The following is a 13380-nucleotide window of genomic DNA, read 5'->3' as shown; positions in this document are numbered from 1 at the left end:
ATCAGGTTCCCGGCCTTCTCCTTATCTGTGGAGGACATACGGGTCGAACGTATCGAAGCCACCCCACTGGTGGATCCCCCTGGTATCCGGCGTGGAAGCCGAACGAGATAACGAGACTACCCGTGTTCGGCGGGCATGCCAAATCGCAGGGCTTGCACCGGACGTATAGCCTTGCATCATGAGTCACGCGCACCCCGAGAACTGGCCCGTACTGCTCGTCACCGGCGCCTTGGAACCCGAACTTTTCAAGGAATTCAGCACACTGGCCGCGGCTGCCGCAGAGTCCGACGGGAACCCGCCCCTGTCCGAGCAAACGCTGGTGACCCTGCGTGGGGCCGACGGCGGCGAACATTCCATTCTTTCCCTGGCACTCTACGCGCCCGACGAGGACTCGGACCCTGCCACCGCCGACGACCTGGCGGGGATCGCCGTCGTGGTTGAATCGCCGGACGGGACCGACGTCCTGGAACTGGCCGTACATCCCAGCTACCGGAACCGGGGCGTTGCCGGCCGCCTGTTGGGTGCCCTGCAGGACAAGCGGGGTTTTGACGGGCTGACGGCGTGGTCCCATGGCAACCATGAGGCCGCCGGGGAACTGGCCACAAGGTTTGGTTACGGCCCCGTCCGTGAACTTCGGAAGATGCGCCTGATGTCCTCCACGGCGGCACTGCCCGACGCCGCCCTGCCGCCCGGTGTTTCGCTGCGCGCCTTCGTGCCGGGACAGGATGAGGAAGCCTGGCTGGCCGCGAACCGTGCCGCCTTCGCACACCACCCTGAGCAGGGGTCGATGACCCTTGCAGACCTGGAAGCCCGTGAAGCCGAAGACTGGTTCGATCCCGAAGGCTTCCTCCTGGCTGTGGACGATGATGGGCGGCTCATGGGCTACCACTGGACCAAAGTGCATCCCAGGCAGGGGGCTCACCCTGCAATCGGCGAGGTCTACGTCGTGGGCGTCACGCCGGAAGCCCAGGGCTCCGGGCTCGGAAAGGCACTGACCGTAGCCGGCATCCGGTACCTGCAGGACAAGGACCTCCACGCCGTCATGCTCTATGTTGATGCAGACAATGCCGCCGCGGTAGCCCTATACCAAAAACTCGGCTTCGTCCGTTGGGATACGGATGTCCTGTACGGACCATTAAGCAAAAATTAACCAATCTCGTCCGGCTGCCGGAAAGGCCCGCACATCTTGGATTCGGTCCCGCCGTTTGCTTGTAGTGTGGGAGGAAACCCCAGTCCTGAGCTTAGGAGAACCCCATGCAGCCGGACCCAGTCGGCACCGCCGGATCCACCTCAAAAGGCGCAACCCTGCCAGCGCGCTTCGGCTCCTCGGAAGTGCCGGCCGCGCGTGCCACCCAGGACCGCATCGATATCCCCGAGTTCGCACCGAGCCTGGAACCCGAGGGCGATATTTCCCCGGACCGTTTCCTCGACCGCGAGCTCAGCTGGCTGGCCTTCAACTCCCGGGTGCTGGAACTGGCCGAGGATCCCGACCTGTTCCTGCTGGAACGCGTCAACTTCCTGTCGATCTTCGCGTCCAACCTGGACGAGTTCTTCATGGTCCGGGTTGCCGGCCTCAAGCGCCGTATCGCCACCGGGCTCGCTGTGCCGTCCCCTGCCGGGCTGAGCCCCATCGAGGTCCTGGAGCAGATCGGCGAGGAAGCCCACAAGCTCCAGGAGCGCCACGCCCGCGTCTTTGCCGAGCAGATCCGGCCAGCCCTGGCATATGAGCACATCCACATCATGCACTGGGACGAACTCGATGAAGAGGCCCGCCACCGCCTCAGCATCATGTTCCAGGAGAAGGTCTTCCCGATCCTCACTCCCCTGGCCGTGGACCCGGCGCACCCCTTCCCCTACATTTCGGGTCTGTCCTTGAACCTTGCGGTGATTGTGAGCAACCCGGTCAGCGAGAAGGAACTCTTTGCCCGCGTCAAGGTTCCGGACCAGTTGCCACGCCTTATCTCCGTGGACGGTCCCCGGGCCGGCGCCATCCCCGGACGGGTGGCCCGGTTCGTCGCGCTGGAAGAACTCATTGCCGTCCACTTGGACAAGCTGTTCCCCGGCATGGAAGTACTGGAACACCACACCTTCCGCGTCACCCGCAACGAGGACGTGGAAGTTGAAGAAGACGACGCCGAGAACCTCCTCCAGGCCCTGGAGAAGGAACTCCTGCGCCGCCGCTTCGGTCCGCCCGTGCGCCTTGAAGTCACGACGGACATCAATCCCAACATCCGTGAGCTGCTGGTACGTGAACTGGGCGTCGACGAGTCCGAGGTCTATTCCGTCCCGGCTCCGCTGGACCTGCGCGGACTTTCCGTCATTGCAGGGATCGACCGCCCTGACCTCCACTACCCCAAGCACGTACCGCACACCTCCAGGTACCTGAACGAGTCGGAGACCTCTAAGGCAGCCAACGTCTTCGCCGCCATGCGTCGGCGCGACATCCTGCTGCACCATCCTTACGATTCCTTCTCCACCTCGGTTCAGGCATTCCTCGAGCAGGCAGCAGCCGATCCGAAGGTCCAGGCGATCAAGCAGACCCTGTACCGGACCTCGGGCGACTCCCCGATCGTGGATGCTTTGATCGACGCCGCCGAGGCCGGCAAGCAGGTGCTGGCCCTCGTGGAAATCAAGGCCCGCTTTGACGAACAAGCCAACATTTCCTGGGCCCGCAAGCTGGAGCAGGCCGGTGTGCACGTGGTGTATGGCATCGTGGGCCTCAAGACCCACTGCAAGTTGTCCCTGGTGGTGCGCCAGGAGGTGGACGGCCTGCGCCGCTACTGCCACATCGGCACGGGAAACTACCACCCCCGGACGGCCCGCTACTACGAGGACCTCGGACTACTGACCGCCAACGAGCAGGTGGGCGAGGACCTTTCCAAGCTCTTCAACCAGCTTTCCGGCTACGCCCCCAAGTCGACGTTCAAGCGGCTGCTTGTGGCCCCGCGCTCGGTACGTTCCGGGTTGATCGACCGGATCGAAACGGAAATCCGCAATGCCCGTAACGGGATTCCGGCCCGGGTGCAGATCAAGGTCAACTCGATGGTGGACGAAGCCATCATCGATGCCCTGTACCGCGCTTCCCAGGCAGGGGTGAAGGTGGACGTGGTGGTCCGCGGTATCTGCTCCCTGCGGCCCGGCGTTCCCGGCCTCAGCGAAAACATCACGGTCCGTTCCATCCTGGGCCGTTTCCTTGAGCACTCCCGCGTTTTCGCCTTCGCGAACGGTGGCGACCCCGTGGTCTACATCGGTTCGGCGGACATGATGCATCGCAACCTGGACCGGCGGGTGGAGGCACTGGTGCAGTTGGCCGGCAAGGACGACATCAATACAGTGCTTGACCTGATGCGCCGCTACGTGGACGATGGCACGGCCAGCTGGCACCTGGACAACCAGGGACACTGGACCCGGCATCATCTGAACGAGAACGGGGAGCCCTTGCTGGACATGCAGTCCTGGCTCCTGGCTTCCCGTTCCAGGCAGCGCGCAGCGGCACGGCGGTAAGGAACCACTTGAACAGCGATACCCCCGTGGCCGACCAGACGGACCACCCGGGCGAACCGGTGGCTGTCGTCGCGGCAGGCGCAATACCGTGGCGCGTCCAGAAGGGCGCCCTTGAGGTGCTGCTCATCCACCGCCCGCGGTATGACGACTGGTCGTGGCCCAAGGGCAAGCTCGACGTCGGCGAGACAGTCCCGGAGTGCGCCGTCCGTGAGGTGCGTGAGGAGATTGGCCTCCAATCGACCTTGGGCATCCCCCTCCCGCCCATCCACTACCACGTCAATGCCGGCCTGAAGGTAGTGCATTATTGGGCCGTCCGCGTCAACGGCGACCAGCTCCGGCCGGACGGCAAGGAAGTGGACAGCGTCATGTGGTGCAGCCCGGACAGGGCCGCAAAGTTCCTCAGCAACCCCAGCGACGTCGCTCCCCTGGAATTCCTGGAAAAGGCGCACGCCCGCGGAGAGCTGGACACTTGGCCACTGGTGCTGATCCGCCATGCCAAGGCAAAGCCACGCTCCTCCTGGACCAAGGCGGAAGGCGACCGTCCCTTGGCAGCAACAGGACAGCGCCAGGCTGTTGCGGTGCAGAGGCTCCTGCAGGCGTGGAAGCCCCAACGCATCGTGACAAGTCCATGGGTCCGCTGCGTTGCCACGATCGCGCCTTATGCGAAGTCCAGCGGCGCCAAGGTGAAATTGGTGGAAGCCCTCACCGAGCACAACCACGAGCGTTCACCGAAGAAAACAGCTGCGGCAGTTGAATCGCTGTTCGACAAGCAGGTGGCCATCGCCGTGTGTACCCACAGGCCGGCCCTGCCCACGGTGCTCAAGCAACTGGCCTCGCACATGTCCGGCTCGCTAAGGGCCTCGCTGCCGGACGCCGATCCGTACCTCTCTCCCGGCGAGGTCATCGTCTGCCAGGTAGTGCGGGGAAGCGAACGGAAAGTGGCTTCCGTCGAGCAGGTCAAACCCTTCGACGACTAGCTTCGGTTGACCCCCCGGTTTTTGTATCAAATACTTGACACATTGATTCGAAGACTTGGGGGTCTTTCCTGTGTCGTTTTACCTGCCGCCACTGGTGTTGCTCGGTCCTGTTTTTGGCGCGGTCCTGGTTTACCTGTTCCTGAGAGTCCAGGTATGGTCCCGGCCTGAAGCCTCCTCCGTGGCATCGCACGGCCTCTGGGTGGGCATCATCGGCTGGATGGCCAGTTCCCTCCAGGCAGCCATGAGCACAGGGGTGATCCGGGCCAATCCAACGGCAACCGCCGCACCAGCCACTCCCGATCAGATCGCCTTGGCCCTCGCTTGGCCGGTCATGGCAGCACTGACAGTCCATGCCTTGGGCCAGTGGAGCTACCCGGCGCCGAAAGCACCCCGTAGATACGCAGAACTGACCGTCCGCCGGATCCGCGATTTCCTCCCCCGCCGTTTGGCGTGGGTATCCGTGGGGATCTTCGCCTACGCAGCGCTGGCCATTGGCTGGATCTCACCCCTCCCCGCCTACGCTCCCTTCCCGCCACCCCCGGCGCCCGGCCAGGATGCCGGTCCCAACATCGGCTATTCCGGGTACCAGGACGGGAGAATTGCCGGATGGGAGCTAGCCGCCTGGCTCGGCGGTGCCTTGGTGGTCCTTGCTGCCGGCACGTGGCTGGTCCTGCTGCTTATCGCGCGCAGGCGCCAACTCGAAACCCTCGACAGTGAAGACAACCGCGTCCTCCGGGCCATCGCGGCCAACCGTCTGCTCCGAACCGTTTCCACCATTGCCGCGGGCTTGGCGGCCATCGCCGGCAACTTCGCTGCGCTGCCGGCACCTGGGGCAACCTGGCAATCGTCGTGGCTCAACGCGCTGGGCTTTATCAATATTGCCGTCCTGCTGGTCATGTGGTGGTGGAAAGTACCGGCTCTTCCCTCCTTGGAAAAGATGCGGAGGTCTGTCAGTGGCAACTCTCTCCGGGCCGATTCGAGGACGCACGGCGCGGCAAAACTCAGCATTTCCCTTGGTGCAGCACTCGGCGTCGTGGGCGCGTTGCCCCTCCTGACGCTGGGGCTGTGGTTCGGCTACTTCTCGGCACAGACACAGGGAACCCTGGGGCCTGCAATCGTCGTGTCCGTGACAGCTACGCTGATCCTGCTCGTGATCATCGGCGGGGAACTCCTGATAGCCCGCAACTACGGGGACCCGTGGGCGCCCCTGCACTGGCCGCGGCAAGCCGTCTCAAAGGGACTGCTCACTTTCGCCTGCGCCTCAGCAGTGATGTTCGCCGTGACCATGGTCCTGACCGGGGCCGGTCAGGCGATGCTGGTGGGTACGCCGGTGTGGCCGGCTTGCCTGCTGCTTACCGTCGGGGTAGGGCTGGCAGGCGCCGCCGCGATTCTGGCCGCCCGCCGTCGTCGTGCAATTCCGGAAGGCGAAGCCGAACGTGGCCTCGACGTCGCACTCCGGGCCATCACGATGTACCGGATCGTGCGGACGTTGGCCGCTTACCTCCTGGCGCAAGCCGGGATGCTGCTGCTGGTCAACGTGGAAGCCTGGGGAGCCCTCTTTCCGGCATTTGACAGGCTCGCCCCGAGCCCCGCCCCCATCGGTTCCGTGCTCCTGGCAGTGGCCATCATCGCAGCTGTTACCCCCGTACGCAGCCTGTTCCGGGATATCCCCCGTGGCGAGGGCGCCAAGCAAACCCAACCCGCGCCATGACTGCCGGGATTACCGTCGACCTTGCCGATCCTGTCCCGCCCTACGAACAAATCCGCAGGCAGCTCAGCTCACTGATCACGGTTGGAGCCCTGCAACCGGGCAGCCGATTGCCCACCGTCCGGAGCCTCGCGGCCGACCTTGGCATCGCCGCCGGAACCGTCGCACGCGCGTACAGGGAACTCGAGCAGTCCGGGCTGATTGAAGCACGACGCCGGAACGGGACCGTCGTCGTCGGGCCCCCGCACGTGCCCCACGGCCCGGCAGGCGCAGACGCGGCGGTGATGGACGCCGTCGACGGCTTGATCGCCTCTGCCCGGGTTGCCGGTCTCAACGACGAAACGCTGCTCGATCTGCTGCGCGGCCGGCTTCGCCAAACAAGTAAGCTTGACCCGTGAGCATTCCCACCCCTTACGAAGACCTGCTGCGTGACGTCATGGCGAATGGCACGCACAAATCGGACCGCACAGGCACGGGAACGCGGAGCGTGTTCGGACGTCAGTTGCGCTTCGACCTGGCCTCGAGCTTCCCGCTCATCACCACCAAGCGGGTTCACTTCAAATCCGTGGCTGTCGAGCTCCTGTGGTTCCTGCGCGGCGACTCGAACGTGAAGTGGATGCAGGACCAGGGCGTGAGCATCTGGGATGAGTGGGCAGACGCCGAAGGCGAACTCGGGCCTGTTTACGGCGTCCAGTGGCGAAGCTGGCCAACCCCGGATGGCGGCCATATCGACCAGATCTCCGAGGTCATGGAGAGCCTCGCCGCGAACCCTGATTCCCGGCGCCACATTGTCTCCGCATGGAACGTGTCGGAACTGAAGGACATGGCCCTGCCTCCCTGCCATGCGTTCTTCCAGTTCTACGTTGCGGACGGGAAGTTGTCCTGCCAGCTGTACCAGCGTTCGGCCGATACGTTCCTGGGGGTCCCGTTCAACATCGCCTCCTACGCGTTGCTGACCTGCATGATCGCACAGCAATTGGGGTTGGAACCGGGCGAATTCGTTTGGACCGGCGGCGACGTCCACATCTACGAAAACCATGTAAAACAAGTGACTGAACAGCTCAGCCGTGAGGCCTACGAGTACCCGCAGCTGAAGATCCTGCGGAAGCCGGACTCCATCTTCGACTACACGCTGGACGACTTCGAAGTAGTGAATTACCGCCACCACCCCACCATCAAGGCCCCGATCGCCGTATGAGCACCCCTCCGGACAAGACAGAGGAAAACAACGTGCAGCTTCCCGGCATCGTCTTCACCGAGGAAACCGCTGCTGCCATGACGGGCATCGGCCTGGTCTGGGCGCAGACCAAAGACGGTGTGATCGGCAAGGACGGCAGCATGCCTTGGCACCTGCCGGAAGACCTCAAGCACTTCAGCAAGCTCACCACGGGCCATCCCGTGATCATGGGCCGCAAGACCTGGGAGTCTTTTCCGGAAAAATACAAGCCTCTTCCCGGACGCACCAACATTGTTGTCACCCGGAACCAGGACTGGGCAACCACTCCCGAGGCCGAGGGCGCATTGGTCGTCTCGTCCCTCGATGCGGCGCTGCTGGAGTCTCAGTTCGCCCCCGGGGGCCAGAAGGTGTGGATTATCGGCGGCGGGGAAATTTTCGAACAGTCCATGGGCATCGCCAACCTCGCGGTCATCACCATCATCGATGCCGATCTGGAGGGTGACACTTTCGCCCCGGAACTGGGTGCCGACTGGTCCTTCGAGACCATGGCACCGGCAGATGGCTGGCTCACCGCCAACAACGGCACCAACTACCGGTTCACCTCGTGGCGCCGGATCGAAAGCTAGGAACCAGGAAATGCAGGCAATGCTCAGGAAACCCGAGACCCTCTTTGTGTTGGGCTACATGCTCCTGCCGCTCTTCGCGTTGCTTTCGGCAATCGTGGGCTTGACCATGATCATTGGCGGCAACAAGATCGTGGGCATCATCGTGCTGGTTGTTGTGACGCAGGTCTTCACCTTTGGTTCGTTCTTTGCCCTGCGCGCCCGCAAGGCCGCTTTGCTGCAGGAACACGACGCCGGTCAGTAGCTCCGCCCGCCGCTGTGCTGCCTCGTCTTGCGTGGAGGACCGGGTACTTCTCCCCATCACGGCTCCTGGTTTGGCTACATAGGGTGGGCTGGACCGCAGAAGCGGAGTCTTAGACAGACTTGGGGGCTGTAGTGGCAGGATGCTTTTGGGGCGCAGATGATGCTCTCTTGGCCAACGCCAATGAATCAGCCAGAGCGCCGTCGCGGGCGGCGAAAAGGATACTACGCGAGGCAAATCGAGGCTGAGGCCGAACGCCAAGGCCTGACAGTTGAAGAGTACGGGGTCTATAAAGGGGATGTCGGCAGTGCCGTCAAGCCCATCAACTCAGCGGGCGGACTTCTTTTTCTTAGCGTCCTGATCACTATCTGCATGAGTGCGTCCGCAGTGTTCTTCATCCAGGCAATTATTGGTGGGCAGGACCTGGATTGGGGCCAGATGGTGTTTGCCATGCTGGTGGGCGTCTGGCTAGTCCCCACGTCCTGGTTCTTGTATTTCAAAGAACGCAAAGCCTCGCGCCTTCGGAAGCAGAACGGCAAGACCATCGAGCTGCCAACGCGCCGTAACACTCCCCGAGACTGAGTCCACGGAATCGCTGTGGGGAGTGCCGTCGTCGTGCGTGGTGTGGGTGACGTAACCAACAGCGGCGGGCGGCGCCGAAAGTTTAGACTGGATGAATGACTACAGCAGCTAATCCGTCCGTTGGACTGGTCGGTTGGCGTGGCATGGTCGGCTCCGTCCTGATGCACCGCATGCAGGAAGAGAACGACTTCGCCAACATCAACCCGGTATTTTTCTCCACCTCGAACGCAGGAGGTGCCGCCCCGTCGTTCGCTGATGGGGCCGGCAAGCTCGAGGACGCGTTCGATATCGAGACGCTTGCCAAGCTGCCGATTATTGTCACCGCCCAGGGCGGCGATTACACCAAGCAGGTCCACGGCGAACTCCGCAGCCGCGGCTGGGACGGCCTCTGGATCGATGCTGCCTCCACCTTGCGCATGAACGACGATTCGATCATTGTGCTGGACCCCATCAACCGCGACGTCATCGATGCCGGCCTGTCCGGCGGCGTGAAGGACTTCATCGGCGGAAACTGTACGGTTTCCTGCATGCTGATGGGCCTCGGCGGCCTCTTCAAGAACAACCTCGTGGAGTGGGGTACGTCCATGACGTACCAGGCCGCGTCCGGCGGCGGCGCGCGCCACATGCGGGAACTCCTGAACCAGTTCGGCACCCTGAACAACGAGGTCAGCAGCGAACTCGAGGATCCGGCATCGGCCATCCTGGAGATCGACCGCAAGGTCCTCGCCACCCAGCGCACCGGCGTTGATGCCACCCAGTTCGGCGTGCCGCTGGCCGGTTCCCTGATTCCGTGGATCGACGCCGATCTCGGCAACGGCCAGTCCAAGGAAGAGTGGAAGGCCGGAGTCGAGACCAACAAGATCCTCGGCACCTCTAAGGGCGCCGCGGGCAAGGAACACATCGCCATGGACGGACTCTGTGTCCGCATCGGTGCCATGCGTTCACACTCGCAGGCGCTGACGCTGAAGCTTCGCGAGGACCTGTCCGTCACGGAGATCGAGAACCTCCTGGCCAAGGACAACGAGTGGGCCAAGGTTGTGCCCAACACCAAGGAAGCGTCCATGTCCGAGCTGACCCCTGTGGCCGCGTCCGGCACCCTGGACATCCCGGTGGGCCGTATCCGCAAGCTCGAAATGGGTCCGGAATACATCAGTGCCTTCACCGTGGGCGACCAGCTCCTGTGGGGTGCGGCCGAGCCGCTGCGCCGAATGCTCAACATCGTCACAGGCAAGCTCTAAGCTTCGCGAACCCGCCTATCCGTTGCTACCCGGCGACGGATAGGCGGGTTTTCGACTTTCCGGACCCGGAGCTCAGCCCGCCATGAACGCCAGGTAGGCGCGTCCTTGGGCGTTGAAGGAACGTTGGGCTGCCGGCCCAAGTTCGCCGGCAAAGGGCTCGGGCAGAACTCCGGCATTCTTGCCGTTCCCGGTCCGGGCCCATGTACCCACCACGGCGCCTCCGGATACGATGATCCGCTTGAAGACCCCGTTGTTTCCGGGCACCACGAGTTCCGCGTGCCCGGGGTCCAGGACCAGGCTCCTGTCCTGGTAGCCGAGCAAGTATTCATCGAACCCCGGAAGAGCCAGCAACGAGCGGGAGCCGGGTACGCCGTCGTCGAGCATTGCGGCGGCCTCAGGCGAGAGCCAATAGCTGGTGTCCCCGAACGGCAACTCCACCAGCTGGTCCCGCACCGCAGCGAGTGCAGCCCGGGCCTCCGTCAGGGGCACTTGGCTCCACCACGCGAAATCCCTGACAGTGGCGGGACCATGACTGCGGACGTAGCGGAGGAACAACTCTGCGATCCCCTCTTCGCGTTTCAGTGACCGTGATTCGGTGATCCATTCGTCAAAAGCCACAAACAGTTGCTGGACGCCCACTTTGCCATTGGAGCCGGCCATAGGTCCCTGGACCAGGGTGGCTTCCTGGCACAAGCTCCCGATCAGATGGATGCCCCTGGGTCTTGGTAGGCTGGCCCGCAGCTTCGAAGGCCTCGAAGAGCTGCTCGCGGCTGACTCCCCCTGCGCCCTCATTTGCCTTGACGGCTTCCATGGTCTTGAGCGCTATATCCCTGCAATGGCTGATGTCCTCCGCCGTGATGCCCAACTCCCGGTGCCTGGAAACCACCGACTTCATCAGCCGGGGACTCGTGATGCCCAGGATCCACCGCAGGTCCTCGGGAGCCAGCAAGTGCAAGGTTCCCCGCATGGGCCAGGAGCGGACCACTGTCCCGGCATCGAGCGCGGCACGGACATCGGAGGCGCGGGTGCCAGGGACACGCTGGCCCACTGCCCACAATGCGTGGCCCAGATCCTGGGCCTGCATGGCTGTCATCCACCGGACGGCTTCCGGGACGCTTCCGAACCCCTGGTTCAACAGGCCCTGGCAGGCAAGGCGCAGGCGGCCGATGATGTTCGGAGTGATTGAGGGCGCGGGCATGCTTCATCCTAGAAGGGCGACGCCGGCACAGGGAACCTTGCCCCGCTTCCCAGCAGGCTTCCAGCCGCGTTTCCTAGGATTGATCCATGCTCTTTGGTGATCTCGCTCCGCTGGTGCGGCCGCTCAGCCGCTGGCTCGCCGCTGCCGGTTGGTGCTGCACCGCAATCGGGCTTGGTGCCGGGCTCATGGTGGCGGTGGGTACGGGCGTCAGCCTGTCACCGCCCATGCAGGCTATCCAGCTTGCAGGCATTATTGCGACGGCGCTGGCGGCGCTGCTGATCGGTACTGCGGCAGCCAGCCAACCGGTGTCCGAGCGGGACAACGCTGCTCCGGAACCGTGGTTCTATCCCGCAGCCGCTGCCCAGGTCCGCAGCTTCCTGCTGGGATCCATCGTGATGCTGCTTGGCTTGGTTGGATTCGCGACCGCCGGACTCTTCCTGCCGAGCGGGCCCTCCCCGCAGAGCGTTGCGTTCAGCCAGATCTTCCTGCTGGGCTCAGTGAGTTGCGGGCTGACGTTCCTGCTGCTCAACAAAGTGCTCCCGATCGCGGAGCGCCGGGCGCGCTAAGCCACACAACCGGGCCGCCGCCAGGGGCCTAGAGCTCCACCCCGATCAGCAACGGTTCAGGGTGCAGCTCGATTCCGAAGCGATCCACGACGCCGGCACGAACCTCGCGCGCGATGGCCGCCATGTCCGCCGCCGTGGCCGAGCCGCGGTTGGTGATGGCCAGGGTGTGCTTGGTGGACAGGGAGGCCCTGCCGCCGGAGACACTCGACTTGTCCAGGCCGAAACCTTTGCTGAAGCCGGCCTGGTCGATGAGCCAAGCCGCGGAAAGCTTGACCAAGCCGTCCGAGCCCGCCGGGTACTTGGGCGCATTCTCCGGCAGTTGCGAGGCTTCCCCGGCCGGCACGATCGGGTTGGTGAAGAACGAACCCGTGGAGTACGTGTCACGGTCCGCCGCATCCAGGACCATGCCTTTTGACGCGCGCAGCTTCAACACTTCCCGGCGGACATCGTTGGCGTAGGCACGGGTCCCGACCTCGACACCCAGCACGCGCGCAAGCTCGGCGTAGCGGATCGGAGCACTCATGCGGCCAAGCGCCAGCTGGAACTCGACAGTCAGCACGACGTACCGCGGCGAGCCCTCCACCGTGGTCTGCTTCAGAATCGAGTCCCGGTAACCGAACTTGAGCTCGGAGTTGGTGAACGTCCGGACTGCGTTGCGCTCCCGGTCCCACGTCCGCACGGAAGCGATGGTCTGCGACACGTCCGAGCCGTAGGCACCCACGTTCTGCACCGGGGTGGCACCTGTGGCACCGGGGATCCCGGAGAGCGCCTCGAGCCCGGACCATGCGTGCAGGACCGTGTACTCAACCAGTGCATCCCAGTTATGCCCGGCCTGGACCACCAAGGACACTCCCCCGCAGCTGTCCTCCGAATCGACCTTGAACCCCTCAGAGGCAATCTTCAGCACTGTTCCGGGGAAGCCTTCGTCCGAAATCAGCAGGTTGGATCCTCCGCCGATGATCAGGAGTTTCTCTCCCGCGGCGTCAGCCGAACGGACGGCGTCGATGATTTCAGCCTCAGTGCGGGCCTCCACGTAGTTGCCTGCGGGGCCGCCAACGGCGGCTGTGGTCAGTTCGGAAAGCAGCGTCTGGGTCACCTATCAAGCCTATCGGGGTTTGCGCGCGGTTCAGGAGACCTTCACGACCGCCTGGGCCTTCATCAGGACCTTCTGGCCGGCCGCCACCACGGTGAGGTCGATCCGGGCGGTGCGCGCCTCGGCGTCGAGCGCGCCTACCACGCCGGTGACGTCAATAATGGCCCCGGCCTCGTCGGTTCCGGTGGTGTCCGCGACCAGGACCGGCTTGGTGAAGCGCGTCTGGTAATCGACGACGGCGGCCGGGTCGCCCGCCCAGTCGCTCACCAACTGGACGGCGGAGCCCATGGTGAACATGCCGTGGGCAATCACCCCGGGGAGTTCCACGGACGTTGCGAAGGCTTCGTTCCAGTGGATGGGGTTGAAATCACCGGAGGCACCGGCATACTTGACCAGGTCCTGCCGCGTGACGTCGATGCTGCGGGTACCGATTTCCTGTCCGACTGTGAGTTCTTCGAATGCAGGGCTCATGG

The 13380-nt window shown here is 63.9% G+C and carries 13 protein-coding genes and 1 pseudogene; 11 read left to right on the top strand and 3 right to left on the bottom strand.

The window, feature by feature from the left end:
- The first annotated feature begins 178 nt into the window (after positions 1-178).
- The 10 genes from mshD (at position 179) to asd (ending at position 10050) form a co-directional block, all read left to right on the top strand.
- Positions 179-1150, top strand: coding sequence for a mycothiol synthase (gene mshD / locus ACIPY2_RS00275; protein ID WP_400264426.1), 972 nt, complete (start codon positions 179-181; stop codon positions 1148-1150).
- Between the two features lie 104 nt (positions 1151-1254).
- Positions 1255-3504, top strand: a complete 2250-nt coding sequence (locus ACIPY2_RS00270) for an RNA degradosome polyphosphate kinase (RefSeq protein WP_400264425.1) — start codon at positions 1255-1257, stop codon at positions 3502-3504.
- Between the two features lie 8 nt (positions 3505-3512).
- The gene (locus ACIPY2_RS00265; protein WP_400264424.1) at positions 3513-4481 is read left to right on the top strand and encodes an NUDIX domain-containing protein; all 969 of its coding nucleotides are present in this window, start codon (positions 3513-3515) and stop codon (positions 4479-4481) included.
- Positions 4482-4551: 70 nt separating this feature from the next.
- Entirely contained in the window at positions 4552-6192 is a 1641-nt protein-coding gene (locus ACIPY2_RS00260; protein WP_400264423.1) for a hypothetical protein, read from the top strand.
- On the top strand, positions 6189-6587 hold the full coding sequence (locus ACIPY2_RS00255) for a GntR family transcriptional regulator (RefSeq protein ID WP_400264422.1): 399 nt from the start codon (positions 6189-6191) through the stop codon (positions 6585-6587). Before ACIPY2_RS00260 ends, ACIPY2_RS00255 begins: the two co-directional genes overlap by 4 nt.
- Positions 6584-7387 carry a thymidylate synthase gene (locus tag ACIPY2_RS00250; RefSeq protein WP_400264421.1) on the top strand — a complete coding sequence of 268 codons (804 nt, stop codon included), beginning with the start codon at positions 6584-6586 and terminating at the stop codon, positions 7385-7387. The genes ACIPY2_RS00255 and ACIPY2_RS00250 overlap by 4 nt, the downstream gene beginning before the upstream one ends.
- A complete protein-coding gene (locus ACIPY2_RS00245) occupies positions 7384-7992 on the top strand; it encodes a dihydrofolate reductase (protein WP_400264420.1) in 609 nt (202 codons plus the stop codon). The genes ACIPY2_RS00250 and ACIPY2_RS00245 overlap by 4 nt, the downstream gene beginning before the upstream one ends.
- 19 nt (positions 7993-8011) lie before the next feature.
- Positions 8012-8233: an NF038396 family protein gene (locus ACIPY2_RS00240; protein WP_400265078.1), complete on the top strand. Its 222-nt coding sequence runs from the start codon at positions 8012-8014 to the stop codon at positions 8231-8233.
- A gap of 180 nt (positions 8234-8413) precedes the next feature.
- Positions 8414-8812, top strand: a complete 399-nt coding sequence (locus ACIPY2_RS00235) for a hypothetical protein (RefSeq protein ID WP_400264419.1) — start codon at positions 8414-8416, stop codon at positions 8810-8812.
- Positions 8813-8907: 95 nt separating this feature from the next.
- The gene (gene asd / locus ACIPY2_RS00230) at positions 8908-10050 is read left to right on the top strand and encodes an aspartate-semialdehyde dehydrogenase (protein ID WP_400264418.1); all 1143 of its coding nucleotides are present in this window, start codon (positions 8908-8910) and stop codon (positions 10048-10050) included.
- 72 nt (positions 10051-10122) lie between these two features.
- Here the strand turns inward: asd and ACIPY2_RS00225 are convergent.
- Positions 10123-11248: pseudogene (locus tag ACIPY2_RS00225) on the bottom strand (winged helix DNA-binding domain-containing protein).
- Between the two features lie 86 nt (positions 11249-11334).
- Here ACIPY2_RS00225 and ACIPY2_RS00220 point away from each other — a divergent pair.
- Positions 11335-11814, top strand: a complete 480-nt coding sequence (locus tag ACIPY2_RS00220; RefSeq protein ID WP_400264417.1) for a hypothetical protein — start codon at positions 11335-11337, stop codon at positions 11812-11814.
- Between the two features lie 28 nt (positions 11815-11842).
- On the opposite strand, the gene ACIPY2_RS00215 is transcribed toward ACIPY2_RS00220, so the two are convergent.
- Complete coding sequence (locus ACIPY2_RS00215; protein ID WP_400264416.1) at positions 11843-12910, bottom strand: UDP-N-acetylmuramate dehydrogenase; 1068 nt, start codon at positions 12908-12910, stop codon at positions 11843-11845.
- Positions 12911-12940: 30 nt separating this feature from the next.
- Positions 12941-13378, bottom strand: coding sequence for a MaoC family dehydratase (locus ACIPY2_RS00210; RefSeq protein WP_400264415.1), 438 nt, complete (start codon positions 13376-13378; stop codon positions 12941-12943).
- Positions 13379-13380 lie beyond the last annotated feature (2 nt).

It is taken from the genome of Paenarthrobacter sp. NPDC089675, from assembly GCF_044749185.1.
Lineage (GTDB): Bacteria > Actinomycetota > Actinomycetes > Actinomycetales > Micrococcaceae > Arthrobacter.
This window is presented reverse-complemented; position numbering and strand designations above follow the sequence as displayed.